Source organism: Candidatus Saccharibacteria bacterium (assembly GCA_016789455.1).
In the GTDB taxonomy this organism is placed as follows: domain Bacteria; phylum Patescibacteriota; class Saccharimonadia; order Saccharimonadales; family Saccharimonadaceae; genus CAIJKY01.
This window is the reverse complement of the sequence record JAEUQU010000002.1, coordinates 146,484-172,412: the sequence shown is the minus strand read 5'-3', so window position 1 is coordinate 172,412 and position 25,929 is coordinate 146,484. Positions and strand designations below refer to the sequence as shown.

Annotated in this window: 26 protein-coding genes; 9 read left to right on the top strand and 17 right to left on the bottom strand. The window is 59.1% G+C overall.

Annotated elements, in window-relative coordinates; all coding sequences use genetic code 11:
* Position 1 precedes the first annotated feature (1 nt).
* Positions 2–691, bottom strand: a complete 690-nt coding sequence (locus JNJ66_01835) for a 50S ribosomal protein L25 (protein ID MBL8159176.1) — start codon at positions 689–691, stop codon at positions 2–4.
* Between the two features lie 173 nt (positions 692–864).
* Between JNJ66_01835 and JNJ66_01830 the strand changes: the two genes are divergently transcribed.
* The 3 genes from JNJ66_01830 to JNJ66_01820 all read left to right on the top strand — a co-directional run bounded on the left by JNJ66_01830 (position 865) and on the right by JNJ66_01820 (position 2,451).
* Positions 865–1,260, top strand: a complete 396-nt coding sequence (locus JNJ66_01830) for a hypothetical protein (GenBank protein ID MBL8159175.1) — start codon at positions 865–867, stop codon at positions 1,258–1,260.
* A gap of 78 nt (positions 1,261–1,338) precedes the next feature.
* Positions 1,339–1,686, top strand: a complete 348-nt coding sequence (locus tag JNJ66_01825) for a hypothetical protein (protein ID MBL8159174.1) — start codon at positions 1,339–1,341, stop codon at positions 1,684–1,686.
* Between the two features lie 114 nt (positions 1,687–1,800).
* Entirely contained in the window at positions 1,801–2,451 is a 651-nt protein-coding gene (locus tag JNJ66_01820) for a DedA family protein (protein MBL8159173.1), read from the top strand.
* 540 nt (positions 2,452–2,991) lie between these two features.
* Here the strand turns inward: JNJ66_01820 and uvrA are convergent.
* A complete protein-coding gene (gene uvrA, locus JNJ66_01815; GenBank protein MBL8159172.1) occupies positions 2,992–5,802 on the bottom strand; it encodes an excinuclease ABC subunit UvrA in 2,811 nt (936 codons plus the stop codon).
* A 41-nt stretch (positions 5,803–5,843) separates the two neighbouring features.
* Positions 5,844–6,800, bottom strand: coding sequence for a hypothetical protein (locus JNJ66_01810; GenBank protein ID MBL8159171.1), 957 nt, complete (start codon positions 6,798–6,800; stop codon positions 5,844–5,846).
* Between the two features lie 46 nt (positions 6,801–6,846).
* On the opposite strand from JNJ66_01810, the gene JNJ66_01805 reads away from it, so the two are divergent.
* Complete coding sequence (locus JNJ66_01805; GenBank protein ID MBL8159170.1) at positions 6,847–7,143, top strand: hypothetical protein; 297 nt, start codon at positions 6,847–6,849, stop codon at positions 7,141–7,143.
* Between the two features lie 155 nt (positions 7,144–7,298).
* Positions 7,299–7,625 carry a hypothetical protein gene (locus JNJ66_01800; GenBank protein ID MBL8159169.1) on the top strand — a complete coding sequence of 109 codons (327 nt, stop codon included), beginning with the start codon at positions 7,299–7,301 and terminating at the stop codon, positions 7,623–7,625.
* Positions 7,626–7,639: 14 nt separating this feature from the next.
* Here the strand turns inward: JNJ66_01800 and sbcB are convergent, their stop codons facing one another.
* The 7 genes from sbcB to JNJ66_01765 form a co-directional block, all read right to left on the bottom strand.
* Positions 7,640–9,070 carry an exodeoxyribonuclease I gene (gene sbcB / locus JNJ66_01795; protein MBL8159168.1) on the bottom strand — a complete coding sequence of 477 codons (1,431 nt, stop codon included), beginning with the start codon at positions 9,068–9,070 and terminating at the stop codon, positions 7,640–7,642.
* 34 nt (positions 9,071–9,104) lie between these two features.
* Positions 9,105–10,415: a GTPase ObgE gene (obgE, locus tag JNJ66_01790; GenBank protein MBL8159167.1), complete on the bottom strand. Its 1,311-nt coding sequence runs from the start codon at positions 10,413–10,415 to the stop codon at positions 9,105–9,107.
* Between the two features lie 103 nt (positions 10,416–10,518).
* Positions 10,519–11,514: a LysM peptidoglycan-binding domain-containing protein gene (locus JNJ66_01785; protein ID MBL8159166.1), complete on the bottom strand. Its 996-nt coding sequence runs from the start codon at positions 11,512–11,514 to the stop codon at positions 10,519–10,521.
* Between the two features lie 474 nt (positions 11,515–11,988).
* A complete protein-coding gene (gene mltG / locus JNJ66_01780) occupies positions 11,989–13,068 on the bottom strand; it encodes an endolytic transglycosylase MltG (protein ID MBL8159165.1) in 1,080 nt (359 codons plus the stop codon).
* A gap of 1 nt (position 13,069) precedes the next feature.
* Entirely contained in the window at positions 13,070–13,483 is a 414-nt protein-coding gene (gene ruvX / locus JNJ66_01775) for a Holliday junction resolvase RuvX (GenBank protein ID MBL8159164.1), read from the bottom strand.
* Entirely contained in the window at positions 13,473–15,185 is a 1,713-nt protein-coding gene (locus tag JNJ66_01770) for a hypothetical protein (GenBank protein ID MBL8159163.1), read from the bottom strand. Before JNJ66_01770 ends, ruvX begins: the two co-directional genes overlap by 11 nt.
* 39 nt (positions 15,186–15,224) lie before the next feature.
* Entirely contained in the window at positions 15,225–16,502 is a 1,278-nt protein-coding gene (locus JNJ66_01765; protein MBL8159162.1) for a hypothetical protein, read from the bottom strand.
* 131 nt (positions 16,503–16,633) lie between these two features.
* On the opposite strand from JNJ66_01765, the gene JNJ66_01760 reads away from it, so the two are divergent.
* The 4 genes from JNJ66_01760 (at position 16,634) to JNJ66_01745 (ending at position 18,790) form a co-directional block, all read left to right on the top strand.
* The gene (locus tag JNJ66_01760; GenBank protein MBL8159161.1) at positions 16,634–17,044 is read left to right on the top strand and encodes a hypothetical protein; all 411 of its coding nucleotides are present in this window, start codon (positions 16,634–16,636) and stop codon (positions 17,042–17,044) included.
* Positions 17,045–17,214: 170 nt separating this feature from the next.
* On the top strand, positions 17,215–17,688 hold the full coding sequence (locus tag JNJ66_01755) for a hypothetical protein (GenBank protein MBL8159160.1): 474 nt from the start codon (positions 17,215–17,217) through the stop codon (positions 17,686–17,688).
* Positions 17,689–17,750: 62 nt separating this feature from the next.
* Positions 17,751–18,152 (top strand): hypothetical protein, encoded by a 402-nt coding sequence (locus JNJ66_01750; protein MBL8159159.1) that lies wholly within the window; start codon positions 17,751–17,753, stop codon positions 18,150–18,152.
* A 203-nt stretch (positions 18,153–18,355) separates the two neighbouring features.
* Positions 18,356–18,790 (top strand): hypothetical protein, encoded by a 435-nt coding sequence (locus JNJ66_01745; protein ID MBL8159158.1) that lies wholly within the window; start codon positions 18,356–18,358, stop codon positions 18,788–18,790.
* A 115-nt stretch (positions 18,791–18,905) separates the two neighbouring features.
* Here the strand turns inward: JNJ66_01745 and JNJ66_01740 are convergent, their stop codons facing one another.
* The 7 genes from JNJ66_01740 to JNJ66_01710 all read right to left on the bottom strand — a co-directional run bounded on the left by JNJ66_01740 (position 18,906) and on the right by JNJ66_01710 (position 25,903).
* A complete protein-coding gene (locus tag JNJ66_01740) occupies positions 18,906–20,783 on the bottom strand; it encodes an alanine--tRNA ligase (protein MBL8159157.1) in 1,878 nt (625 codons plus the stop codon).
* A gap of 49 nt (positions 20,784–20,832) precedes the next feature.
* Positions 20,833–22,026: a PQQ-dependent sugar dehydrogenase gene (locus tag JNJ66_01735; GenBank protein ID MBL8159156.1), complete on the bottom strand. Its 1,194-nt coding sequence runs from the start codon at positions 22,024–22,026 to the stop codon at positions 20,833–20,835.
* Between the two features lie 13 nt (positions 22,027–22,039).
* Positions 22,040–23,209, bottom strand: coding sequence for a tRNA 2-thiouridine(34) synthase MnmA (mnmA, locus tag JNJ66_01730; protein ID MBL8159155.1), 1,170 nt, complete (start codon positions 23,207–23,209; stop codon positions 22,040–22,042).
* Positions 23,110–23,724, bottom strand: a complete 615-nt coding sequence (locus JNJ66_01725; GenBank protein MBL8159154.1) for a YdcF family protein — start codon at positions 23,722–23,724, stop codon at positions 23,110–23,112. The genes mnmA and JNJ66_01725 overlap by 100 nt, the downstream gene beginning before the upstream one ends.
* A complete protein-coding gene (locus JNJ66_01720; protein MBL8159153.1) occupies positions 23,721–24,881 on the bottom strand; it encodes a cysteine desulfurase in 1,161 nt (386 codons plus the stop codon). The genes JNJ66_01725 and JNJ66_01720 overlap by 4 nt, the downstream gene beginning before the upstream one ends.
* Before the next feature lie 81 nt (positions 24,882–24,962).
* Positions 24,963–25,382: a hypothetical protein gene (locus tag JNJ66_01715; GenBank protein MBL8159152.1), complete on the bottom strand. Its 420-nt coding sequence runs from the start codon at positions 25,380–25,382 to the stop codon at positions 24,963–24,965.
* Complete coding sequence (locus tag JNJ66_01710) at positions 25,379–25,903, bottom strand: hypothetical protein (protein ID MBL8159151.1); 525 nt, start codon at positions 25,901–25,903, stop codon at positions 25,379–25,381. Before JNJ66_01710 ends, JNJ66_01715 begins: the two co-directional genes overlap by 4 nt.
* Positions 25,904–25,929: the final 26 nt, after the last annotated feature.

The following is a 25,929-nucleotide window of genomic DNA, read 5'->3' as shown; positions in this document are numbered from 1 at the left end:
GTTATTTGGTCTCGGTCTTGGCTTCTTCGGCGGTGTCGCTGCCGTTCTCGGCTTCCACGCTTTCAGCGTCAGCATCCTCCTCGCCGCCGGCGGCATCATTGGCAGCAGCCACGGCGCTTGGCTCGTAGGCGCTGGCGATGGTCAGACCCATATCGGCTTCATGGTCGGCAAACTCCACGCCACGCGGCAGCGTAATGTCGCCCAGGGTCAGCTGGTCGCCCGCGGCCACCAGCTTCTCGCCGTTGACGTATAGGGCTTCCGGCAGCTCGGTCGCCTTGGCTTTGACCTCGACGGCCTCCACGGCGCGCAGCACGATCAAACCGGCACGCTCGGCCGGAGAGGCATCATTACCTTCATCGAACTGCAGTTCGATCGGTACGCTGGCCGTCACCTTCTCACCGGCACGGACAGCTTGGAAGGCGACGTGGCGGAAAGTGTGGCGCACGGGGTGGCGGTCGACCTGCTTGATCATCGCCAGGTGCTTCTTGCCGTCGACATCAATCTCCAGCGGTTGGGACCGGCCGACGATGCGGAGTGCTTTCAGCAGATCAAAGTCATTGACCTGCACATGACTGGTCTTGCCGTGGTCATAGACGACTCCCGGCACGGTTCCCTGTTGTAATAGATGTTTTGCGCTGGCGGCCGCCGGGTCGCGGTGCTCTACGCTTAATACGACGTTTTCATGGCTCATATCGAGTAACCCTCCTCGGTATTAGGTAATAAAACGGAATGACTGGCAATTACCAGTATAGCATGCCGGCGACAACGGTGGCCGGCGGCCTTGACACTTGCATTTTTTGGGTGTATGGTATAATCAATAGTTGGGCAGACGCCCGTTTTAGGTTCCGGAGCTAAGGAGAAGTCGTGTCCCCACGACACAGTGCCTTGCGAAGCTGGGTCAACCCTGAGTCGATCGCGCTACTGGCTGTAGTCGGTCTGATGATCTATCAGACCCTCCTCCTCCAGCAGCTCGTCAACCAAGGCAGTGAACCCGCCGGAACTACCGTGGCAGTATCAGGTCCAAGCAGCCTGACCGGCTTTGTCCGGTTGTTTCAGCAGCCGAATCCTGAGACCGCCATTGCCACCCTCGACGGCGAGACGGAGGTCACGCTCATCTGCAAGACCGTCCGCGTCGCCAGTGGAGAGGTGTGGTACCGCCTTCGGGTCACGGATGATCCAAGGCAACGGGGGTACATGCCCGAGGACAGTATTCTCAACCCGATGAAAGTCGGCCCCTGTCCGAATGGGGTATCACCGTAAGACTGGTGGGGCCGTGCCGTGACGGTGCGGCCCCACCAGGCCATCCATATTTACCTCCGCACGAGTCAGAGGAGTCAGATGATCCGCACCATCCTGCTTGTCATCATCACGATCCTGCTGTCGTTCATCGCATTGCTGCAGGGCATCGAGCACTACACGCCGGACAAGCCGGCCAACACCGGCCAGAGCTTCATCGTCACACCCGACGGCGGCACGGCGGATGCGGTCATGCTCTACCCGGGACCGACCACCGGGCCGGAGTACGACAGCGTCGACTCGAACACGCCGGTGGACATGATCTGCTGGACCGACACGACCGCCGGCCGGCTGTTCAAGATCCGGACCACCGAAGCGGCACCCCGCGTCGGCTACGTCGGAGCACGCTTCGTCCTCAACCAGCGGGTCGTCGACAGGTGCCTCGGCTGAGCGGACAATGATGGGAGGGTCGCCTCGCGCGGCCTTCCCATCGCCCCTACCACTTATATTACTCATAGCACTTACCCTTGCTGTTTAATCAGCAACAGAGTAGAATGACCCTATATGTTACCAGGTGTAGAACTTACTGAACTTATCCGTGCCGTTGGCATCTTTGGCCTGATGGCTATCGTATTCGCCGAATCCGGCATCCTGCTCGGCTTCTTTTTGCCGGGCGACACCCTCTTATTTACTGCCGGCTTCCTGGCCCATCAGGGCGTGCTGGGCGTCAGCGTCGAGATGCTGGCCGGGCTGCTGTTCCTTTCGGCCGTCGTCGGCGACAGCGTCGGCTACGCCTTTGGCAAGCGCGTCGGACCGCGTATCTTCCGCAAGGAAGACTCGCTGTTCTTTCACCGCGAATATATCGAGCGCGCCGAGAAGTTTTATGAAAAATACGGTGCCATCACCATTGTCCTGGCGCGGTTCGTGCCGGTCGTGCGTACGTTCGCGCCTGTCGTCGCCGGCGTCGGCCGCATGAATTACTCCCGCTTCCTGGCGTTCAACGTCATCGGCGGCTTGCTGTGGGCTGTCGGCCTGGTGTACCTCGGCTACTACGCCGGTGAGTTCTTTGAGAGCCGCGGCATCGAGATTGATCACTTCATCCTGCCGATCATCGGCCTGGCCATGCTGATTACGGTAGCGTCACCGCTGACGCATCTGCTTAGCAATAAGAAGAGCCGCGCCCAGCTGACCTCAAAACTGAAGCGCCGTCGCTAGACAGTAGTAGCTCCCAGACACTTGTCACTACATTAAAAAATACGGCCAGGCCGCATATATATTTCATATGTTCTCGTGTCGGGCGCCCCTGAGGACGCCCGACACGATGGGAGGCTCAACTCGAGCCGGTCGGGTCGGGTCTTCGTCTGTCCGAAGCGTGTCGGATTCTGCGAAGAGCGGCCGAAGCCCGTGGGTTCCCTGTGTGGCTACACAATGGCTGGCCGTCCGGCTGCCGGGTGGTGTAGTTCACCGTTATTCGGTTGTGGGGTGTTGCAGTGTGCAGATGGCCCCGTAGGGCTATTGATGTCGCACGTGCACTCCTCTCGTACTCGCATATGCCAGTCGTAAGACTGAAACAAAGGCGAGTGGCCGGGTTGAACTAGGGTTGGATGAAGCCTGCGGTGTACACCACGGCTCCCCTTTCGTTCTTCCTCACCCATGCGGGCAGACAGCACTCAGTGCTGCATGAATAATATAGCATACTTGCATAAATATGTCAACACTTTTTTATTTTTATTGATGTCTGCTGCCACGACGTGCTTATAGCAGCGGTTTCAGGTATGTGCCGGTGTACGAAGCGGACACCTTGGTGATTTCCTCAGGCGTGCCGGTAGCGACGACAGTGCCGCCACCTTCACCACCTTCTGGGCCCATGTCGATGATGTGGTCGGCTGACTTTACCACATCCAGGTTGTGCTCGATGATGACCATGCTGTTACCGGTATCAACCAGTGCCTGCAGGACGTGCAGCAGCTTTTTGACATCCGCCGAGTGCAGGCCGGTGGTCGGCTCGTCAAGGATATACAGCGTCTTGCCGGTAGCCCGGCGGCTCAGTTCGGTAGCCAGCTTGATGCGCTGCGCTTCGCCACCGCTGAAGGTGTTGGCCGGCTGGCCAAGCTTGATGTATCCCAAGCCCACCTCTACCAGGGTCTCTAATTTGCGGGCGATCGCAGGCAGGTTCTCAAAGAACTTTGCGGCATCTTCGACGGTCATATCCAGGACGTCGGCAATGGTCTTCTGCTTGTAATGAATCTCCAGCGCTTCACGGTTATAGCGCTTGCCATGACAGACCTCGCAGGTTACGTAGACGTCCGGCAAGAAGTGCATCTCGATCTTGATGACGCCATCACCCTGGCAGTTCTCGCAGCGGCCGCCCTTGACGTTAAAGCTGAAACGGCCGGCCTTGTAGCCGCGGATGTTGGCTTCGGGCATGCTGGCAAACAGGTCGCGGATGGGCGTGAACAGGCCGGTGTAGGTAGCCGGGTTGGAGCGCGGCGTGCGGCCGATTGGCGACTGGTCGATGACGATGACTTTGTCGAGCTGCTCGATGCCCTGGATGCTATCGTGCTTGCCGGCCACTTCCTGGGCGCGGTGCAGGCGGGCGGCCAGCTCTTTGGCCAGAATGTCGTTAACCAGGGTTGATTTACCGGAGCCGCTGACGCCGCTGACGACAGTCAGTTTGCCCAGTGGGAATGAGACGGAGACGTTCTTGAGGTTATGCTCGCGGGCGCCGATGATCTCGATGGTCTTGCCATTGCCCGGGCGGCGCTTCTTTGGCACGGCAATGCCTTCTTTGCCGCTCAGGTATTTGCCGGTGATACTGTCCTTGTGCCGGGCCACCTCCTGTGGCGTTCCGGCCGCGATGACGTTGCCACCGTGCACGCCGGCGCCCGGACCGATGTCCAGCAAGTAGTCGGCCTGGCGGATAGTATCTTCGTCGTGCTCTACCACCAGGACTGAGTTGCCAAGGTCGCGCAGGTGCTTCAGGGTATCAATCAGCCGGTCGTTATCGCGCTGGTGCAGGCCGATCGACGGTTCATCAAGCACATACAGCACACCTTGCAGACCAGAACCGATCTGCGTCGCCAGGCGGATGCGCTGCGCCTCGCCGCCGGACAAAGTGTTGGCGGCCCGCAGCAAGGACAGATAGTTCAAGCCGACGTTCTTCATAAAGCCCAGGCGGGCATTGATTTCGCGCAGAATCTGCTTGGCAATGAACCGCTCCTGCTCCGTCATGGACAGGCCGCCCTCAAACAGCTCCAGTGCGTCATCAACGCTCATCGAACAGACATCCATGATGGAAAAACCGTGGACGGTCACTGCCAGCGCTTCGGGCTTGAGACGCTTGCCGTCGCAGACGTGGCACTCGCGCTCGCGCATGAAGCGCTCGATGTCGCGGCGCATGAATTCGCTGTCGGTCTCTTTGTGGCGGCGCTCGAGGTTGGGAATGACGCCTTCGTAGGTAGTGTCAAAATAACGGCCGTTGCCCAGCTGGACGCTGTAGGCCTGGCGGCCGGTGCCGTACAGGATTTTTTCGCGGGCTTCGTCATCAAGGTCGCGCACCGGTACATGCAGGCTGAAGCCGTGGCTCTCGCCGACGGCAGCCAGTTTCTTCATATACCAGGCGTCGGTATTGACGCGGTTGAACGGCCGGATGGCGCCCTCGGCGATGGTCAGGCCGGCGTTAAAGACCAGCTCCGGGTCGACTTCAAGACGGTTGCCGAGGCCGGTACAGACCGGGCAGGCACCGTGCGGTGAGTTGAAGCTGAACAGGCGGGGTGCCAATTCCGGAATGGCGATGTCGGGGTGGTCGACACAGGCGTAGCGCTGGCTGTAGGTGTTCATGTCACCCGTGTCGGCGTTCTGTACCATTACCACGCCATCAGCAATCTGCAGCGCCTGTTCCACCGATTGGCTGACGCGGCCGGCATTTTCCTGGCTGGTAGCGATACGGTCAACGACAATTTCAATGCTGTGCTTGTATTTTTTATCAAGCTCCGGCCATTCGTCCAGGCTGTAGACGACGCCGTCCACGCGGGCGCGGGCAAAACCGGCGCGCTGGTACTGCTCGGGGACATGACTGAACTCACCCTTCTTGTCGTTGATAATCGGCGCCAGGATCATCAGGCGCGTGCCGTCAGGGCAGCCGATTATGCTGTCAACGATTGATTCCGGCGTCCGGCGCTCGACCGGCTTGCCATCAATCGGGCAGTGCGGCACGCCAATGCGCGCAAACAGCAGGCGCAGGTAATCATAAATTTCCGTGACGGTTGCCACGGTCGAGCGCGGGTTGCGGCTGGTTGATTTCTGGTCGATGGAAATGGCCGGACTCAGGCCGTCAATCTGGTCGACATCCGGCTTTTCCATCAGGCCGAGGAACTGCCGGGCATAGCTGCTCAGGCTCTCGACGTACCGCCGTTGTCCTTCGGCATAAATAGTATCAAAGGCCAGGCTTGACTTTCCCGACCCCGACAAACCGGTAATTACCACCAGTTTGTCACGTGGAATTTCCACATCTATATCTTTAAGATTATTTTCGCGGGCTCCGCGAACCACAATATTCTCAGGCATCCGTTCTATTTTACACTGTTTTTGTCCGGACGTCTAAAGTGTTATTGCCTAGTAGTAACCGTAGCGTACGGGGCAAGGTTGACAGCCAGGTTATTGACCATATGGGCATGGGCTGCCAGATAACCCATCGACTGCGCTACGATGGCCGCCAAGGGCACTTCGGTGACGATGCGCAGTTCCGGCTCGCTAGTGCTCTCGACGACGCTCAGCAACATGTCCCAGGCCTCAGTGCGCGTCAGCGGTTCCGGCTCATCAGCAATCGCAGCCTGCAGTTCCTTGTTGGTGATGGCGAAGTGCTCAGGACTTATCTGACTGCCATTTTCCGCCATGTCGGTTCGCCCGACTGCAAAATGCACCTCGTACACCTGGCCAGCGGCCGCCATCTTAGGCCAGCGCCCCTCCCAGCCGGGCAGGTAAAGTCCAGGGGCATCAACTGCATCCTGGCGATCATGGAACGTGTCGGGCAGAAGATGCGTCACCCCGGCTTCGCTCAATACCTGCATCTCATGATCAGGACTGGTAATGCCAAACCGTCTCCACAACTCCGGCCGGGGCTGAGCGCCACGCCGTGCCGATGTTGAGTTCTGATCGGTAAACTTTTCCCCTGGCGCGAGAGCTTCAGGATAGACGACCATGTCAAGCGGCCGGCCGACAGCACGCTCCAGACGGCGCAGAGTCTTCAGAGACGACATTTCAGGTGGCATTGCCAGGCGTTCGACGAGTGGCGAGCGGCTGTCTGTAAAAGACTGGTGGGTCGACACTACCAGCTCATCGTCACACGGCAGCTGCAAGAAAGCTGCGATAGCGCCCCTGCCCAGGACGCTTGCCAAAAAACGATCACGCACCGGATGTATCTCATATCCGACATATCCGGTTGCATCTGCGAACTCTCCCAACTCATCCCGGCTGCGCCACAGACTTCCCACTTTTGCTTTGAACGAGCTAAGGTCAGCCAGGTTACCATTTGCACACGCTATCTCTACGGTCGGCTTAAGCATACATCTCCGATCTCCGCCCATTACTATTCGCTGTTATAATACCATCATGGAATCCATAAAACGCAACTGGCGCAAAGTGCCCCGTATCATCCGTATTCCGTTCGTGCTGCTGGCGGGCATTGCCACCATCATCGCCGGCATCATCATGCTGGTAGTGCCAGGCCCTGGCCTGTTGGCCATTTTTGCCGGTATTGCCATCATTGCCACCGAGCTGCCATGGGTGGACCGGCTGAAGCAGTGGATCGAGCGGAAATTCATGATTATCTACCGGTACGTCAAGAAACGCTGGAACGATCACCTGGGCCGGCACTCGGTGAGCCATAAACTGAAAAAGCGGTTGTAGCGCAGCAAAAAAGCGAGACCCGGACGGACGGCGGCCATGCCCAGGCGCAGGCCGCCGTTTTTATTATGCTTGTGCTTTAAAATATTATTGTGCCGTCAGCAAATACTTGGTATCGTAGTAATAAGTTTCATAGCAACATAAACGGAGGAGACCGCGTGAAGAACGTGTTTATTTTTGGCACATCCGTCAGCCTGGCTGGCGCTTTGGTAATGACTGATTTGACGGGCAACATCGCCAAACACGGCGGCGCCTTCCTGATGGCCGGCATCATACCTGGTCTCGACATTCAGTTGCCGTGGTTCGTCATGCTGGGGCTGTCGCTACTGGTGCTGGTGGGCTGGATGCTGGCGTATGGCGGCAGGCACTGGCGGCACACGCCCATCCAGGTCATCGCACCCGCCAGTCCGACAGCCGAGGTGCTGCGCAAGTCTCCCCTGCCGGCCATTCGCCGCCAAGTCATCATTGCTGCGCGGCAATCGTAACGCGCGTCTGCCGTTTAGTCATCGACGGGCATGATGCTCTCAAACCAGAGCTGCAGTTCTTGCAGCAAAAAGGCCTTGTTGTCGTCCTGCTCTTCCGACACCTGCTTGGCCAGCTCCTGCATCTGTTTCAGGAAGCCTGGCGCATCAGCCTGCAGCCGGGCGGTGCGGTACTCTTCCCAGGCAAATTTTTCTTCCGAGCTGAGTGTCTGCGGATAGTTACGGGCTTTGTAGCGCGGCAGCAGGCTAGCAAGCCGATTGTCATTAAAATCCAGCTTCAGACTGGCAATGTTTGAACGGTCAGCTGCCCGGACGGCACGCATTTTGGTCTTGTCGCCTTCGCCGATGAAGCCGTCATACAGAGCACCGTCACAGTCAGTCTCGCCCCGCTCGGCCTTCTCACGCGCGAACACCTGCTGTAACTTCTGCGCGAGGCCGGTCTTGATGAGCGCCGTCTTGTGCTTTTCGATAGTTTCCAGGCTCAGCCCCAACCGCTCCTGCGCCGCCGCATCGAATGTGCCCATGGGCGCTACGGCCGGACACTTGTTGCACCCCAATTCTTTGGCGGGGAACGGCTTATACTCCGGCTTCTGGCGGTCTTCCCATTTGACAAAACGGAGACTGCGCAGTTCTTCCACTGATTTATCGGCCCAATCCGCCGGGTCGTGACGCAGGTCATAGACGATGATGGTGCCGGGGTAATTACTTAAAGATAACGGGAAAGCCACAGTAGTGTGCAGCGTCTCCTTGGGATACCGGCCGGAAGTGTAGACGAACGGCTGCGGATTCTGCGGATTTACCAGATCTTCCACACACTTCTTGGCCCGCATCTTAAACAGATAATCATACAGTTTGGGCTGCTTCTGCCGGATGAGACGGGCGACGTCGATCAGGGCCAGTACATCACTGAGCGCATCGTGGGCATGCTCATGCGTCAGGCCGTTCTCTTTTGTCAGCAGCTCGAGGCGGTTAGTTGGCGCACCTTCAGGCGTCACCGGCCACTTGATGCCGTCCGGCCGTAGTGCCCGGGTCATGCGCACGACATCAAGCAGATCCCAGCGCGAGCAGCCGTCCTTCCAGCTCCATTCGTAGGCATCGTAAAAGTTGCGGTACAACGTATGGCGCATGAACTCATCGTCAAACCGTACGCTGTTGAAACCGAGCATGGTAGTACCCGGCACGCAGATGTCCTGCTGGAAGATGCGGAGGAACTCCGCTTCGCTATAGCCTTCTTCCTGCGTCTTCTGCGGTGAGATGCCGGTAATCATGATGGCTTGCGGGTCGGGCAACACCTCGTCGGTCAGGGCGACCATCAGGTTGAACGGTTCGCCGATAAGATTGAGGTCAAGGTCGGTGCGCTGGCCGGCGAACTGCATGATGCGCTGCTTGCGCGGATCGGTGCCACTGGTCTCGAGGTCGTAGAAGAATAATGATGGGGATGCTGCCATAGGCCTAGCTTATCATATGAAGAAGCTGCCGCGCCTATTCCATATCCTCCATGGTCAGCCGGTACTTCCGGGCATCACCGATGTAGATGGTAGCCGTCGGTGAGGCGTCCATGCGCTCCAGCTCGTGACGAATGCCCATCTTGCGCAGGATATCGCGCAGGCGGATGACGCCATGGATATTGGCGAAGTCGGTGCGGGCGGCAAAACGCTCAATCTTGGCGCCGGTCACGATGTAGGCACCGTCTTCCTCGCGTACCTGCCAGGCCTCGTCCTGCTGACGGTCGTCAAGCTCGATCACGGCCATTGCCTGCTCGGCCTTCTCGGCGGCGAGCCGCTCCGCCTCGGCTTTGCGGACAGTTTCGACATGTCGACGCAACAGACGCAGCACTTCTTTGACACCGTGACCGCTGTGTGAGGAAATCGCGAATATTTCCGCATCTTTGCCGGCAACGTCACGGATAGCATCCTGCTGCATGGCGATGATGTCGTCATCCAGCCCTTCGGTCTTGGTCAGGGCGATCACCTCCGGGCGCTCTGCCAAATGGGCGCCGTACGCCGCCAGTTCCCGCCGGATAGTCTGATATGTTTCGGCGGCGTCATTGGAGTAGGCATCGATCAGATGAAGCAGCACCGCTGTACGCTCCACGTGGCGCAGGAAACGGTCGCCCAGCCCCTTGCCCTCGCTGGCTCCCTCGATCAAACCTGGAATATCTGCAATCAATAACGAAGTCTCATCGATGGTCGCCACGCCAAGATGCGGCACCAACGTGGTGAACGGATAGTCGGCCACTTCTGGCCGGGCATGGCTGACAGAACTGAGGAACGTAGACTTACCGGCGTTCGGCAAGCCGACCAGTCCGACATCCGCCAGTAACTTCAGCTCCAGCCGCAACTCAAAGACCTCACCTTCTTCGCCCAGCTCAGCGACGCGGGGCGCCTGGCGGGTCGACGAAGTAAAGTGGGCGTTCCCAAAACCACCGCGACCGCCTTTTGCCAATACCACCGAAGCTTCATCTTCGGCCAGGTCGGCCATCGTTTCGCCTGTCTCGTCATTGACAATAGCCGTGCCGACCGGCACCTTGACCGTCACATCGCGGCCACTCTTACCGTGGCGCCGGCGCTTAGAACCAGCTTCGCCATCCTCGGCCTTGATTTCCTGCTTGTAGCGGAAATCATCAAGCGTATTGACATTTCGGCTGGCCACAAAGACGACATCGCCACCCCGGCCGCCGTCGCCACCATCCGGACCGCCCTTATCGACATAAATCTCATGCCTGAAGCTGACGACACCGTCGCCGCCCTTGCCGGCCGTTACCATGATCTTAGCGCTATCAACAAAACTCATAAAATTATCTACCTCTTTTTGCAACACTCAGTTACAGTGTCTCGATTATAGCAGCAAAGCGCCGGAACTGTTATCCCGGCGCTTTACCCTTTGTTTCTATTCCTTATCGGTAGATGTAATTCGGATAGCTGGAAGCTGGTACCCAGCCACTGGTGCCGACCCGGTTGAAGCCGGCCAGGCCATTCATATCCGAGTACCGGATCTGGGAACCATCCGCAGACACTTCTTCGACGATAGCCACGTGGCCGAGGCCGCCGCCGCGCTGGGCGATAGCACCTGCCTGCGGCTGCGAGCTGACCGTCCAGCCGCTTGCCTTGGCGTAGTAGGCCCAGGTAGCCGCGTTGCCCCAGTTGCGTGGCACGGAGATGCGTGATGCGACATAGTAGGTGCAGTAGCCATGGACGTAGCCGTTGTTGCCATATACCGGCGTGAAGCTGGAGGCAGTGTAGGAAGCACTGCCGGCAAAGCTGCCGTAGCTGTAGGTCGGGCGGGGTGGTACATAGCCGGGGCGCTCGGTCTCTGGCACGATGCCGCCGGGGATGACGATCTGCTGGCCCGGGCGCAGACCGCTCAGCTCAGCGTCATTGAAGCTGACGATACGGTCACGGCTGGCCTTGTACTTATTGGCCAGGTTTTCGACGGTGTCGCCGTTCTTGACGGTATATACCACGCCGTCAACGGTTGGGATGGTCAGTTCTTTGCCAAGCTCAAGGCTGTCGCCGGTAAGGTTATTGGCCCAGCGCAGCGTGTCAACGGAGACACGATGGGCCGAGGCGACCTTCTGGACGTTATCGCCCTGCTTGACCTTGTACGTCTTGACACCGTTGCGCTCGGTAGTGGCCACCATCTGCGGCTTTGAAGCATATGCCTCATTGGATTGGGCCAATTCAGTGCGGGCGTTCAGACTGGTAGAAAGGTTGGCGACATTCGCCTCAACGCTGATATCCGCAGACTCAGCAATAGTAGCCGCAAGTCCGGCGGCCGAAACCTGATCGATTGAACCTTCTTCTTGAGCGGCAGCCTGAGCATTGGCAACGCCAAATACTTCAGTGCTGTCGGTGGCGCTTTGATAATTGACGGAAAGGACACTGACTATCAAAAGCGCAATTGAAACGTAAGAGAACGCTGCGGTTAACTTATCTCGACGACCATTCTTTTTCTTTAATGAAAGAGATTTGGCGCCTGCTTGGTTACGTGAGGAGTACAAACTCTTCACTTTCGCTAGTGTACTGATATGCTTCTCCATGCTGAAGTGTTACCACTTAGCTGCTCCAGGACAATCTCATACATCCCGCTTTGAACAGGTGCATGACAGGGTGAATCGACCTACGATTATTATTGATCAACTTTGATAATAATAAGTTTATCGCTGTTTGTTTAAATTACTGTAGATCACCCTTATGGATTGACTTGGAGTAACCCTTGTCGTATGGGTCTAAAGCGTGATTGAACGCACTTTTAGCATATCCACCGCCCAAGCGTTATGTACCAATAGTACTCCCCATGCACCAAAAAGTCAATTTTTGTGTTAATTTTTTCATAACATTTCAACAGATTGACCCCTGTTAGACGACTATTGGCAACCAAGTTGACAATGTGCAGAAACATTAGCTTCGTGCTCTGCCAATGTCTTAGAAAAGTACGTGATTCCGTTGTCTCCGGCTACGAAATACAGGTCTTCAGTCGGTGTTGGATTAAGCACTGCCTTGATGGCTCCGAGACGGGTATTGGCAATAGGCCCTGGCGGCAACCCCTTGACAAGGCGCGTATTATACGGGGATTGCAGCTCCGGCGTCGCCTTGACGCCCATCAGCTTGGCGGCATACATGTAGGTAACATCCGATCCAAGCGCCATATCTTCCTTCATGCGCTTCAAAAATACCTGCGCCACATGCGCCTGATCCTCTGCCGAGCTGACCTCTTTCTCGATGATGGAAGCAAGTGTCACCAGCTGATGCAGGTTCAGACCCCTGGCCTTGGCACCGTCAATCGCATTTTCGGCAGTCAGCTTCTTATAGAACGTATCAAACACCTGTTTGAGTGCCACTTCCGGCCCCTCATCCAGCTGGATCCGGTAGGTATCAGGGAAAACATACCCTTCCAGGGTGGCTGTGCCCGGACGGTCTTTCAGCAGCGGGTGTTCATACCGCTTCGTAAAGGCGGCATCGACGGCATCTTTGCGGAAACCGATTCCAACGAACTGCGTCTTCACCATATCAAGCGTAATGCCAGGAGAAATCTGCAAGTTTACCACATCCACCTTGCCCGACTCCAGTTTTTCCATGATATCTGTCGCATTTTCAGAGGCGGCAAGACGGTAGCTGCCCGCCTTGATATTGCCGGCCTTGCCACTGAGCCGCAGGGCTATCTGAAACGCCAACGTATCCCGTATCAGCCCCTGCTGATGCAGCCGGCCGGCAATCGCACTGGCCGAGTCGCCGCTCTTGACCGTGAACAGTTCCGGCTTGGCCGAGGCAGCAGGCGCCTTGAGGGCTTCGAAATACCAAAATATGCTCCCGCCGATAGCGGCCAGCATCACCACTGTCAGTCCGGCCACCACCCACGGCCAGCGGCGCTTCGGGGCCGGTTTCATGTGTTGGTTCAGGGAATATTGGACGCCGCCAGCTTCCGGCTCTTTGTTGAACGGTTGCATCTTAGCGGTCCTCCGATTCTTCCAGATAGTCAATTAGTATCAGTTCTGCGGCTTTGCGGTCGATGTCGGCTTTGGCGTATGGCTTCCCGCTTGCTTCCAGCTGGCGTTCGGCATGTACCGAGGTCAGGCTTTCATCCTGCCAATCCACCGGCACACCCAGCGGTTCCAGGTATTGCTCTGCCCAGGCCTCCACTACTTCCGTCTGCGCCGTGGTCTCACCCGCCTGGTTGCGCGGCCGTCCGACGACGACGACATCAGGCTTCTCCTCGGCGTACAGTGCTGCCAGCTCTGCCCTGATGGCATCATCGTTGATAAGCGTCCTGATGCCAGCCGCAATGCGTGGCGGCACGACGGCGCGGGCCACCCCCACCCGACGCGCTCCGACGTCGAAGGCGAGTATGACCCTACTCGCCATTCTTCTTGACGTCAAGCGTTATGGTTATCTTGTCAGGTGATGGCGCCTTGGTCACCCAGAACGGTGAGAAGGTGATGTCGACGCGCTCCACGTTCGGCACGTCCCGCACGATCGATTCGATTTCGCCGTAGACCTTACCGGACATCTGCTCCTTCAGGCTCTTCTGGTCTATCTTGGAACCGATGTATCCGGTCGTCTTCAGCCGGAAGGAAGCCCGTCCGCCATCCAGGCTCTGGAAATCCGAGACCTTCATCTCCTTGCGGCCATTGTCATAAATACTCTGGCGCTCCTTATTATCCATATCCTCATTAATTATCTTGTTGAGGAACTCATCGAGCTGCTGGTTGCGGACACCGATGGCAGTATACGTTGTCTCGGCCGTCAACTTAGCCTTGGTCGCCTCGGCGTCGATGGCCGGACTGACTGCCGGCTCGCCGGTCTGCACCTTGAAACTTTCGCGGATGCCGGTCGTGTTGCCGTTGAACTTGGCAAAGAGCTCGGTACGGGCAGCGTTATCGTCGCTGGCGTTCAGGCTCTGCTTGGCCTTGTCGACATCCGCCTGCGAGACGACGGTGATGGTCCGCTTGGAGCCGCCACTGACCGCAGCCGTGACAGTGGCCGTCAGTTCGCTGCTATGGCCGCTGACACCCAACTTGGTACCGTTTGCCAGGTTGTAGTTCTCACCGATATCGGAAGCCACGATGCTGACCGCCGGCGAAGATCCCGCACTGGTACAGCCCGTGATGAAGTTACCCGTGCCGCCAGCCACCGTCACGGCAGCCTGCGTGGCATAGTTCTGCCCGTTGACGCTGACGGCCGTGCCGGCATCGATGGTCTGCGCAGTCGGCGTCTCGCAGTTCTTGAAGACGATCTGCCCCTTGGCCTTTTCGCCGACGTCCTTCTTGCCGGTGGCGTCAAAATCGACGGCCGCCGTCTTCTTCAGCTCCTGCGTCTCCGAAGGCAGCAGGTTCTTGCTGGCATCAAACTCCGCCGCCGGGTCAAGCGAGACACTTTCTTCGATATTGGTCAGTTCGGTCTTGGCCGTGATAGCCACCCTGGCCGTCGGCGCAATCCAGTACGCCCAGTAGATAAGTACGCCCAACAGCACCGCCCCGAGTCCACCAAGGTACAACCGTTTGCGGAACCTGCCAAAGTCAGGTATGGCCACCTTGTTGTGCCCTTTGGCATCGCCCGGCTTATCCTTGCCGGCGGCGGCCGGCCCGGTAGCTGCGGCACCGGCCCGCACTGGTGCCGGCCTGGCAGCCGCCAATGTGGCTGCTCCGACCGCCTGCGCCTCTTTATCACCGAGCCGGTCGGACCTGGTGGGCACAGCCTTATCGCCATTGCCCAGTGCATCATCAAGATCGCCGACAGCCAGTTCACTGCCATTGACCACATCTTCCTCGTCATCAATCGGTGCCCCGGCAGAAGCGATTTCCGGCCGGCTCTGCAGATTTTTAGCACTCGGAATCATCACGCCGCCGGCGAGCGAACGCAGCGACGGGTCACTGGTAATCAACACCACATGCTTGCGCGCACCAGAGGCCGCCCGCTTGAGCAGCTTCAGGTTGACTGCGCTCTGCAGCATGCCGGTCCGCTTGGGAGGCACCAGCGCGACGATATCACTCTCGGCGGCTTTTACCTTGCCGATGACCGCGGTGATGTCGTCTTCAGTATCGATATATATGACTGTTTTTGGCATGTTCTCGTGTCAGTGTACGCCTAAGTTATGGATTTATGATTATACGCTGAGAATGCGGTTAAAGGTTTCCTTGATACCCTCGGAAGGACGTGTTCCTATCATGGTATCATACCCGACCCGGAGCAGTCCCATGGCGGTAATGTATGTATGGTCGGTCACCTTGCCTGTCTGGTCGATGATGCCCGCCACCTGGTCCGGCTCGATGTGGCGCACCGTCGGCCGCCGCGTGAACGGCAGCTGTTTATACCAATCGCGGTCTTCCAGGGCCTCAATCAGCATGGCCAGGCTCGAGCCACCACCACACAACAGGATACGGTTGGGGAGATGGTCGATGGCATCGAACTCACCCAGGGCCAGTTCCACGCCGCTCAGCCAGACCTCAAGCGTCTTGTCGACGGCCGCGGCAATCTTCTGGCGGGCCGCCGGTTTGAGGTTGGGGTCATCAATGGCCAGCTTCAGCTTTTCAGCATCATCGAATCCCAGGTCGAGGTCGGCCGCGATAGTACGCGTAAAGCTCCGCCCGCCGATGCCGAACATCTTCGTCCCCTCGACACCGCCATCATTGACCACGGCGATATCCGTCGTGCCACCGCCCACATCCGCCAGAATGGCCGTGAACGAGGTGCTGGCATCCACGCCCAGCACGCTGCGGCTGACTGCGAACGGCTCGGCCGCTACTGCCAGTAGGTCAAGATCGAGCTCGCTGGCGGTGCGCTCCAGAGCACCGATGTGCACCATAGGTGCAAAGGCCGTATAAATCTGGATTGACATATCACGGCCCTGGAACCCGATCGGGTTACTCACCTTATAGCCATCGATATGGATGCTGACGATCGCCGAGTTGACCAGCTTAATCTCCACGTCGGCATTACCCGTCTCCCAGGCAATCTGCTTCTGCGCCTTGGCCTGTGCCCGTTCCTGCACCTTCTCAATGATCAGCTCCATCTCGCGCATATCAAGCGCCCGGTCCGGCTGGGGCCGCTTATATTTGATGGTGTTGGTCAGGCCTTTGACCAGCTCGCCGGCGATGCCGATGACCACGCGTTTCGCCTGGAAACCGGCCTGCTCCTCGGCCTCGGCCAGGGCACGCTCACAGTTCTGTACCACCGCGCCGATATCGGCGATGGCGCCGCCATGCATATCACTCAGCTCCTGGTGCTGGCGGCCGGCACCGACGATGGTGATGTCATCGCCGTTCACCTCGGCCACGAGCGCCTTGACGTACTCCGTACCGATATCCAGGGCAACCAGCGTATTGTCAGCGCCATCGTCGCTGGAGCGGCGGGGAATGGCGTTTTTAATTTTGTCGAGAATCATCGCTAACAGTATACATGATAGAGGTTATGCATACAAAGCCAGCCGGGTCGGTTTCTGTGATGATGATTGACTATATTATCGTTTATGCTATAGTATCGCAGTCAGATTCGTCGAACGATTGGAGTGCTGTCATGCCCACCCAGACGGCCGCCCGGCGCACCAGCACCCTTGCCCGCCTGTCCGAGAACTTCAGCGACCTGCTCCTTGTGGGGTTCTGGCTGATGGCCATCGCTGTCATGGGGTTCATGTGGGGCTTCGCCCTGATCGGCACCGAGCTGGTGGTGCGCTACATGATGGAGATCAACGACATGCCGCTTACCTCCGTCGAGGCCGTCAAACAGCAGCTCGACCTGGTGATGAGTGAATCCGTCAGTCAGGGCCTGTGGTTCGGCGGCATCAGCAGTCTCTGGCTGCTGGCGATCTGGATCGCCGGACTACGGCGTTCGTACCTGCACTGCCTGGCCTGGCTGGCCAAGGCCCAGGTGCCGCTGATGGCGGTGCTGATGGTCGTCAATTTCCTCCGGGCGATCTCGTACCTCTGATGAACCGGTTGCCGGCGGGGCGTGTCACTAGCGATGCGCCTTGCCGGTGACCGGTGTTTCTTTTTTGACGAATGCAACCATGATTATGGTTATGATTATTGACTATTTTTATTTTTTGTGCTATAATAATAGATACAGGCACGTCTACCCACCCATCTTCGAGGAGAGTCATGACCACGCTTGCGCACCGAAACATCGCCCTCGCCATCCGCAAGGTCCGCGAGGGAGCCCCGCCGCCCGCCTGGGTGACCCGGCTTCCCCGCCCCTGGATGCAGACGACGGCACACTGCACCATCCGCAGCGCCCCGTGGGTCCTCGCCGCCATCGGCAGTGGGCTTGTCTGGGGACTGCTATTCGTCGGGCTCAACCTGACCATCAGCTTCTTCACGGAGCTGGACGGGTTCACGAACCATGGTGAACATGTGCTCAGCCACCTGCGCCGCCAGAAGCTGGACGACATGTTCTTCAACACGTTCATGTTCAGTAGTCTGGTGGCCCTCATCAACACCGGCTCGATCCTCTGGATGCTACTGAACACGCTCGACATGAACCGCAAGGTTCGCCTGGGCGAGTTCCGCCCGCTCCAGATCTTCACGCTGGCCATCGTCATCGGCTGCAGCATGATGAATCTGCTGCTCGTTTGACCACACCCGCCTCACCGACCCGAAGGAGCTACACGATGACCACCACGCACGACATGTTCGCGATGGACACGCCCCTCTACGACGACGTCACGCGTCTCATGGAAGAGCGTGCATCAAGCAGTGAACAGCGCCCCACCTGGATCTTCCGGGAGGGACCGCTGCAGATCCTGCTGATGATGGCGGTCGCCTTCGTCAGCAGCTGGATGATGTTCTACGGCGCCACCGCGGTGCGCATCACGCGCGTACTGGGTGGCGAACCGATGGACGCGCTGCTGCTGCCGCCGTCGCTGCCCGGCTACGGCGGCGCGGTGGTGATGGGCTGGATCTTCGCCCTGGCGGCCACCTTCATGGTGCCGATCATCCGGCTGGCCTGGGCCAAGGCGGAGCCGCTGCAGCGCACCATGATGCTGCTGTCCATCGCGGTCTTCGTCCTGGTCATCCAGCCAGGCATCGCCTTCCTGTGAGGGCGCGCCGGTCTCCACCGTGGGGGCCGGCAACCGGTCGCCGGCAGGCTGAGTGCACTTCGGTGCCTCGCCTGCCGGTGGCCGGTGTTTGATTTTTAGGGCACTCTACTTATCAAGCTTATGGATACTTGATTTTTTATTATTTTTGTGATATAATTATATTATAAGCCCGCAGTACCGCTCACGAGAGAAAGAGTACGCCAATGCTTAGCACCACCTCCCGTCCGGGCGACGCCATCCAGACGGTCTTCCAGTCCAAGCCCGTCCGGATGCTCCTCCGCTTCCTGGGGGAAATCCTGGGCGTCATCGCCGTCGCCTTCGTGGCACTGCTGTGGGGGCTGGTCCGATTGGCCGTCAGCCTGCTGGAGCAGTTCGTCGCGGCAGCGAATGGCGGTTACGCCAAGCTCGGCGTATCGCCCGAGTACGACGCCGTCAACTGGGTCGTCGACATGTTCATCAAGGGCATCACCTGGGGCAGCCTGGTCGCGATCCTCGTGGCAATCGTGCTGTCCGTCCGGTGGCTCACGACCACCAGCCACCCCCTCAGTGAACGGGTGACGATCATGCTGCGCTACCAGTGGGTTTCGCTGGGAGTCGTGATCATCTCGCTCCTGAGCGAGTACACCTGGGCGCCGTAGAGACGGGATGCACAGCGGCCTCCGGGCCGCAACCGGTTGTCGGCGGGATGGATGCTTCGGCGTCCGCCCGCCGGCAGCCGGTGTTTGATTTTATGGATTATGAAGCTGGCGTGCCTTACTGCAACACTGCCTTGATCCGCCGCACCCCGGCCGAACTGGCCTCTTCCTTCAGAATCTTGAACTTCTTGCCATCTTCGAACAGCTGCAGGGTGTGGTCCACGTGAGGGCCGCCGCAGATTTCAAAGCTGAAGGGCTTCTCCGCATCATCGGCGATCATCTGGTACACCTTGACGGTCTCGCCGTAGCGGTCACCGAACTGGCCCAGGGCGCCCTTCTCTTCGATGGCCACCTTGGTAGGATATTCGGCGTAGCTGATCTTGAGGTCCTGGCCGATCTGCTCGTTGACGATCTTTTCAACTTCGTCGAGCTGCTCGCGGGTCACCTTCTCGGGGTGGGAAAAATCAAAACGCAGGCGCTCTTCGGTGATATTGCTGCCGCGCTGGATAACGTGCTCGCCCAGGACATCACGCAGGGCCTGGTACATCAGATGGGTAGCCGTGTGATACTTCTTGTGCTGCAGGGTCTGCCCGCCCAGGCCGCCCTTGAAAGTGCCTTTAGTGGCAGTCTGGCTGCGTTCACGTTGTTCCTGCATCTTGGCGTCGAATTCGGTGCGCCAGCTTTCAGAGACGGGGATATCCTGCTTGAAGGCCTCCTCGGTGCTTAGCTCAACTGGGAAGCCGAAGGTGTCGTAGAGGCGGAACAGCGCTTCGCCATCGACTTTTTCAAGCTTTTCCAGCTCACGCAGGCCTTTGCGCAGAGTCTGGCGGAAGACTTTCTCTTCCTTGACCAGCGTAGCGATGACATCGTCGCGGTTGGCGGCGACTTCCGGGTAATCCTCATGGTAGAGGTCGGCGATGACCGGCACCACCTGCTCAAAGAAGTTCTGCTCCACGCCCAGCTCAAAGGCAAAGCGGATGGCCCGGCGCAGCAGGCGGCGCATGACATAGCCCTGCTCCTTGTTGCTGGGGCTGACGCCGTCGACGGCCAGGAAGGTGGCGGCGCGCAGGTGGTCGGCGATGACGCGCATACTGGCGGTGTGGCTGTCGTACTTCTTGCCGGAGATTTCTTCGAGCTTGGTGATGATCGGTTGCAGCAGGCTGATCTTGAAGACATCGGGGCTGTCGATGGAAGCGGCAGCGATACGCTCCAGGCCACCGCCGAAGTCGACGTTCTTGTTCTCGAGCGGCTCAAACCCGTTCTCGGTGCGCAAATACTGCATGAAGACCTGGTTGCCGATTTCCATGAAGCGGCCAGAATCGCTGGCCGGGTGCGGCTGACCGTAGCTGGCGTCGTGGTTCTGATCGCCAAAGTCGTAGAAGACCTCGCTGTCAGGGCCGCACGGGTCGCCGACGGGCGTCTTGTCCAGACCGCCGCCACGGCTCCACCAGTTTTCGCCGTCGTCGTAGAAGAAGATGCGGCCGTCCTGCATGCCCATCTTGTCGCCGTCGGCCTGGCTGCCGACTTCGACGATGGCGGCATCAATGCCCTTTTTCTTAAAGACTTCCTGCCAGATGGAGGCCGATTCGTCGTCACGCGGGATGCCATACTTCTCGCTGCCGATGAAGCAGGTGACGTAGATCTTATGCGGATCCAGGCCGACTTCTTCGGTCAGGAAGTTGAAGAACCAGCGGATCTGCTCCTTTTTGAAGTAGTCACCGAGGCTCCAGTTGCCAAGCATCTCAAAGAAGGTGGTGTGACGATTGTCGCCGACGTCTTCGATGTCCTGGGCGCGCAGACAGGTCTGACTGTTGGCCAGACGGACGCCATCGGGGTGCGCCTCACCCAGCAGATACGGGATGAGCGGCTGCATGCCGGAACCGGTGAACAGGGTCGACGGGTCGTTGTAAGGCACCAGCTGCGCCCGTGGGATGACGGCGTGGCCATTAGCTTTGAGGGACTTGAGATAGGAGTTTCGGATGTCTTGAGCTTTCATACATCCAAAAGTATAGCAGACGTACCTCTGTTACAAAAACCCTTGCCCCCTATTTGGGCGTCACTTTGATGATTGCGTCCTCGTTACCGTTGTCCGTCGTCAGGTACAGGTTGCCATCGGTACCCTGCACGGCACTGCGCAGACGGCCGAACTGATCCTTGAAGAAAGTTTCGTCCTTGCTCAGTTTCTGCTTGTCGTCGTACTGCTGGATGCGCAGATGCTTACCCTTGAGCACGGCGACGGCAAGCGCTCCTTCGTAGCCCTTCCACTGCTCGCCGCGAAGGAACGTGGCGCCGGACGGGGCGATGGTCGGGTCTCCGGAACTCCAGAAGGCGCTGATAGCGCTGGGATAGAAAGCCAGGTCGGTCATGGGGACGCTTTCGTTGTAGCCGGGAACGGGGTTCCAACCGAAGTTACCGCTCTTCAGCGGGTTGATTTCATCGTCCCGGGCGGGACCATGCTCCACACTGACGCCGGCCACGCCATTGACCGGCTCGTCATACAGGGCGATGCCCTGCACGTTGCGGTGGCCAAACGAATAGATCCGCGTGTCAAACGGTAGCTTCTGGTTGCCCGGCAGTGCCTTGCCGTAACGGTCGACGCGTAATATCTTGCCGCCCAGACTGCCGGGAGACTGCGGAAGCTCACCGTTGGCGGCATCGCCCGTGCCGACCCACAACGCCCCCGTCTTATCCATGCGCGGACGGCAGCCAGAATGCCTGCCGGACGGGTTGAGCGGGATGCCGGTGATCATCTCGGTCTTGTCGGTGAAATTGGTGCCATCAAACTTCCAGCGCACCAGGCGTACGTCCTGGTTGGTAGAAGCATAGCAGGCAAAAATGAAATTATTCTGTTCAAAATCAGTATCGACGGCCAGGCCCATCAGGCCGCCCTCGCCGCGGGCAGCCACATCGGAGACGGCCAGCAGGACCCGCGGCTCCCCCTCTTCCAGCTTGGATATGGTACCGCCCCGTTCGGTATATAACAGCGTGCCGTCAGGCAGGAACGCGATATCCCAGGGCCGCGACAGCCCGGCGGCTATCTTTTCGATACTGAGCGACGGCGCGCTTTCGTCGCGGGTTTTCACCACCTGGGGCGTCTCTTTCACGGCCCTGGGCCCAGGCGAGCCCAGCAGCACTACGACCACTGCCGCTCCCGCTGCCAGCAGCGCGACAACCAAAAGCACTGCACTGAACGCCAACTTCCGCTTGAGCCGTCCCGTCGGTGTATGCTGCTGATCCATTCCTCTTAGTGTACTACGAAACGGCCACGATTCCGCCGCCTATCACCGTCTCGCCATCATAGACCACGACCGACTGGCCAGGCGTCACCGCGCGCTCCTCATCCTGCAGCTGCAGCCGTGCCGTGCCCTCCCCTACGGCCTCAAAGTGCGCCGCCAAGAGCGCCGCCCGATGCCGCAGCCGGACCGTATACTTCCGGTCCGGCACGGGCGCCTCATGAATCCAGTGAGTGTCGCCGAGCGTCACTTCCCGGTGCCATAATCCCGTATCATCAAGCTTGGAAGTGACGTAGACGATGTTCTTTTTCATATCCTTGCCCGTGACATACAGCGGCAGCCCGCCACCCAGCCCCAGGCCGTGGCGCTGGCCGATGGTGTAGAAGATAGCGCCGTCATGGCGGCCCAGTACCTCGCCGGTGGCACTGTTGACGATGTTGCCAGGCACCCCTTCGACATACTGGCTCAAAAACTCCTTGATACCGATCTTGCCGACGAAGCAGATACCCTGTGAATCCTTCTTGCCGGCCGTATACAGCCCTTTTTCGGCGGCTATCTCGCGGATGTGCGGCTTATGAAACTCACCGATGGGAAACAGGGTGTGCGCCAGCGCATGCTCCGTGATACGGTACAGAAAATACGTCTGGTCCTTGTTGGCATCCACGGCCATGCGCAGCGCCGGCCGCGACCGCCCGGCATCGTCAGTCATTGAGCTGATGCGGGCGTAATGTCCGGTCGCAATCGCGTCGGCGCCGTCCTCCAGCGCCGCTTCCAGAAACAGCTTGAACTTGACCTCCTGATTGCACATGATGTCGGGGTTGGGCGTCCGGCCGGCAGCGTATTCCGCTACCATGTAGTCGACGACCTTGTGTTTATACTCAGCTTCGAAATCATAGATTTTAAAAGGGATGCCCAGCTGCACTGCCACGCGCTTGGCGTCGCTCAGATCATCAGCCCAGGGACATTTCATACCCGGCAGATCCTGCGTCCAGTTTTTCATGTAGACGCCGGTCACCTCGTGGCCCTGCTCCTTCAATAAGGCGGCCGCCACGGAACTGTCGACGCCGCCGCTCATGCCGATAAAGACTTTCACGGCTGGCTGCCCTTGGAGAGCTCTGCGACCGTCTTGGCCATCTCGCCGATTACCAGGATCCAGCTGCCCGGTTGCGTCCACCACAGCGGCGGCCAGTACTGGTCGCCCTGCGTCGGGTGGCTGCGCACCGAACCGAAGTCCATGAAAGCCCGCTCAAAGACCAGCTCCGCCCGGCGCTGATGATACGGCGAGGTGACGACGATGACGCGGCGCAGGTCGTGCTCGCGGGCCACCATGGCCACACCCTTGGCATTACCGCTGGTATCCTGCGACAGTTCATCCACCAGGATACGGTTGGAAGGCACGCCGGCGCGGATCGCCTCGGCCCGCATGGTGGCCGCATTGGAAGGACCGGTCGGATCAAGCGCCGCACCGGAAACGATCAGCGTCCCGGCCCAGCCGCGCTTATAGAGTTCGACAGCCTCGGCCGTCCGCGCCGACGTATCGCCGCCGCTGATGGCCACGATGGCATCGGCTTTGACGCAGCCGCCAGTCGTCGGACGGTCCTCGCAGCCCGCCAGGTCATCCACCGAGACGTACATCTGCGTCCCAATGCCCAGCAACCCGGCCAGCACCACGACGGTTATCAACAATCCGCTCAATTTTTTCATGCAGTATCCTTCATTATTCTCACACAGCCAATTATTTCTTTTACGGCACGCTCTACGTCCTCCAGGGTCAGCAGATGACTGAACGAACAGCGCAGACTTCCCTGCCGGTGCGCCTCATCAAGTCCGATGGCCAACAATACGGTCGAGGCCGTCTGCTTGTTAGCGGCGCAGGCGGCACCGGTAGCAACCATGATATCCCGTTCATCCAGCATGAATAACAATGTCTCGGCATCGATGCCCGGCATGACAAAATGAGAGATGTGCGGAATCCGCTGCCGGGCCGTCGTAAAGACACAGCTGTCGCCCAGCGCCTCTTGCAGGCGCTTTTCAAACAAAGCACGCAGCTGCCCGACGTGGCACGCCCGCTCGTCACGCTCGGCACGGACCAGCCGGACGGCTTCGGCAAAGCCGATGATACCCGGGACATTCTCAGTGCCGGAGCGTAGGCCCGATTCCTGACCGCCGCCCTGCATGACCACGGAAAGCTGCGTGCCGGTCCGCACGTACAACAGCCCGACCTGCTTGGGGCCGTACAGTTTCTGTGCCCCGACGGTCATCAGGTCGACGCCCAGCCGACTGACGTGCATATCGGCATAGGCGGCCGCTTGGGAGGCGTCGGTGTAAAAATATAGCGGCAGCGTGTTGCCAGCCTCGCGGCGCTCCGTCCTCACTGCCGCGATCAGCTGCCCAAGCCGCTTGATAGGCTGCAGCGTCCCCAGCATGCCGCTGGCGTAGCCGATAGAGACCAGCACCGTATCATCACGGATGGCCGCACGCAGCGCCTGCTCGCCCACCGCCCCGCTGTCATCCACTGGAATTATTTCATGAGGGTATTGCCGGGCCGTCTCCAGCACCGCGTCATGCTCGATAGCACCGACAGCCACGCTCGCCCCGGGGTGCGCCCGCATGACGCCGTGCAGCGCCAGATTAGCTGATTCGGTGGCGCCGGCCGTCACGATGACCTCACGCGCCTTAGCCCCAAGCCAGTCCGCCAGCATACCGCGCGCCTGCTCGACATCTGCCCGCACTGCCCTGGCCGCCTTATAGCTGGCCGAGGGATTGTAAAAAGCGTCACTGAAGTACGGCTGCATGGCCGCTATGACGCGCGCATCGACCGGAGTCGCCGCCGCATAATCCAGATAAACGCTACTATTCATGGTCTCAGTATAACAAGAAGCGCCAGGAGCCGGCCGTAAGGGTCGTGCATCCTGGCGCCTGCTTTGCATATGGTAGTTTATTTAGGCGGTCAGCGGCTGGTTGGTAGCCGGATCGAGGTGATAGACTTCCTCGGAGACACGCTGGTTGTACAGGCGCATGGCACCGACCAGGTTCGTCAGCTCCTCGCCTTCGATGACCTTGTACGGCTGCCCTGCCTGGATCTTGATGATGCCGTTGGTGTGCAATTCGTAGCGGGTGGTCTGCTCCTGCTCTTTCTTGGTGGCAGGATCAATCCATTTTTCGTACCAGATCCAGGTCCGCTCGTCCAGGCAGAAGAACTCGCGTTGGTGACCCTGCGGCACCTCACCGAACAGCTGGCGGCCGATCAGCGATTCTTTGCGCAGCAGGTCGCGCTCGGAGTATTTGCGGGTCGAACGGCGGATATTCGGCACTGTGCTGGTGTCGCCGACGAACAGATTGACCAGTTTCTTGAGCATCATGACCGTTCTCCAGAGGTGACCAGACCGTTCCAGGTGCCGGCGCGACGGTCGGGATCGTCATCATCCAAGGAGTCGCGCAGCGGGTCGATCAGGCCTTGGCGGCGGGCGATGATACCGGCGGTCAGGCCGACTGCTTCACGCACTTCGGCAGCAGCAGTCTCCTGCTCATGGGCGTCGTGATCATATTCAGTTTCAAGCGGCCGGCCGGTGATGACGTTATCGCGGACCGAGATGACCACATGCTCGCCACCAGCCTGAACGACCCGCGGGGTGCGGACCACACTGGCCTCGGACATTGCATATGCCTTGGCGGTTTCTGCGGCAGCTGCGGCGGCCAGGGCCTGGTCTTCGGCTGTTGCCGGTGCCGGCACTGCCTCTGGAGTGGAGGCAGCATACCCGTTGGCAAATTGCTCGGCTTGCATGATGCCGCCCTGGATGTATTCAGAAGAAATCCCGCCATCTTCCGGCTGGGCCGGCAGGTGGAAGATACCATCTGAAGGGGCTGTACGTTGTTCGGACACGGTTAAATCTCCATGCATTAAGAGTT

What these genes read in the sequence shown, in the direction of transcription:
- JNJ66_01835 (MBL8159176.1), bottom strand. Translation starts at nt 691, where the DNA reads ATGAGCCATGAAAACGTCGTATTAAGCGTAGAGCACCGCGACCCGGCG.
- JNJ66_01825 (MBL8159174.1), top strand. Translation starts at nt 1,339, where the DNA reads ATGATCCGCACCATCCTGCTTGTCATCATCACGATCCTGCTGTCGTTC.
- JNJ66_01820 (MBL8159173.1), top strand. Translation starts at nt 1,801, where the DNA reads ATGTTACCAGGTGTAGAACTTACTGAACTTATCCGTGCCGTTGGCATC.
- uvrA (MBL8159172.1), bottom strand. Translation starts at nt 5,802, where the DNA reads ATGCCTGAGAATATTGTGGTTCGCGGAGCCCGCGAAAATAATCTTAAA.
- JNJ66_01810 (MBL8159171.1), bottom strand. Translation starts at nt 6,800, where the DNA reads ATGCTTAAGCCGACCGTAGAGATAGCGTGTGCAAATGGTAACCTGGCT.
- JNJ66_01805 (MBL8159170.1), top strand. Translation starts at nt 6,847, where the DNA reads ATGGAATCCATAAAACGCAACTGGCGCAAAGTGCCCCGTATCATCCGT.
- sbcB (MBL8159168.1), bottom strand. Translation starts at nt 9,070, where the DNA reads ATGGCAGCATCCCCATCATTATTCTTCTACGACCTCGAGACCAGTGGC.
- obgE (MBL8159167.1), bottom strand. Translation starts at nt 10,415, where the DNA reads ATGAGTTTTGTTGATAGCGCTAAGATCATGGTAACGGCCGGCAAGGGC.
- mltG (MBL8159165.1), bottom strand. Translation starts at nt 13,068, where the DNA reads ATGCAACCGTTCAACAAAGAGCCGGAAGCTGGCGGCGTCCAATATTCC.
- ruvX (MBL8159164.1), bottom strand. Translation starts at nt 13,483, where the DNA reads ATGGCGAGTAGGGTCATACTCGCCTTCGACGTCGGAGCGCGTCGGGTG.
- JNJ66_01770 (MBL8159163.1), bottom strand. Translation starts at nt 15,185, where the DNA reads ATGCCAAAAACAGTCATATATATCGATACTGAAGACGACATCACCGCG.
- JNJ66_01765 (MBL8159162.1), bottom strand. Translation starts at nt 16,502, where the DNA reads ATGATTCTCGACAAAATTAAAAACGCCATTCCCCGCCGCTCCAGCGAC.
- JNJ66_01760 (MBL8159161.1), top strand. Translation starts at nt 16,634, where the DNA reads ATGCCCACCCAGACGGCCGCCCGGCGCACCAGCACCCTTGCCCGCCTG.
- JNJ66_01755 (MBL8159160.1), top strand. Translation starts at nt 17,215, where the DNA reads ATGACCACGCTTGCGCACCGAAACATCGCCCTCGCCATCCGCAAGGTC.
- JNJ66_01750 (MBL8159159.1), top strand. Translation starts at nt 17,751, where the DNA reads ATGGACACGCCCCTCTACGACGACGTCACGCGTCTCATGGAAGAGCGT.
- JNJ66_01745 (MBL8159158.1), top strand. Translation starts at nt 18,356, where the DNA reads ATGCTTAGCACCACCTCCCGTCCGGGCGACGCCATCCAGACGGTCTTC.
- JNJ66_01740 (MBL8159157.1), bottom strand. Translation starts at nt 20,783, where the DNA reads ATGAAAGCTCAAGACATCCGAAACTCCTATCTCAAGTCCCTCAAAGCT.
- JNJ66_01735 (MBL8159156.1), bottom strand. Translation starts at nt 22,026, where the DNA reads ATGGATCAGCAGCATACACCGACGGGACGGCTCAAGCGGAAGTTGGCG.
- JNJ66_01725 (MBL8159154.1), bottom strand. Translation starts at nt 23,724, where the DNA reads ATGAAAAAATTGAGCGGATTGTTGATAACCGTCGTGGTGCTGGCCGGG.
- JNJ66_01720 (MBL8159153.1), bottom strand. Translation starts at nt 24,881, where the DNA reads ATGAATAGTAGCGTTTATCTGGATTATGCGGCGGCGACTCCGGTCGAT.
- JNJ66_01715 (MBL8159152.1), bottom strand. Translation starts at nt 25,382, where the DNA reads ATGATGCTCAAGAAACTGGTCAATCTGTTCGTCGGCGACACCAGCACA.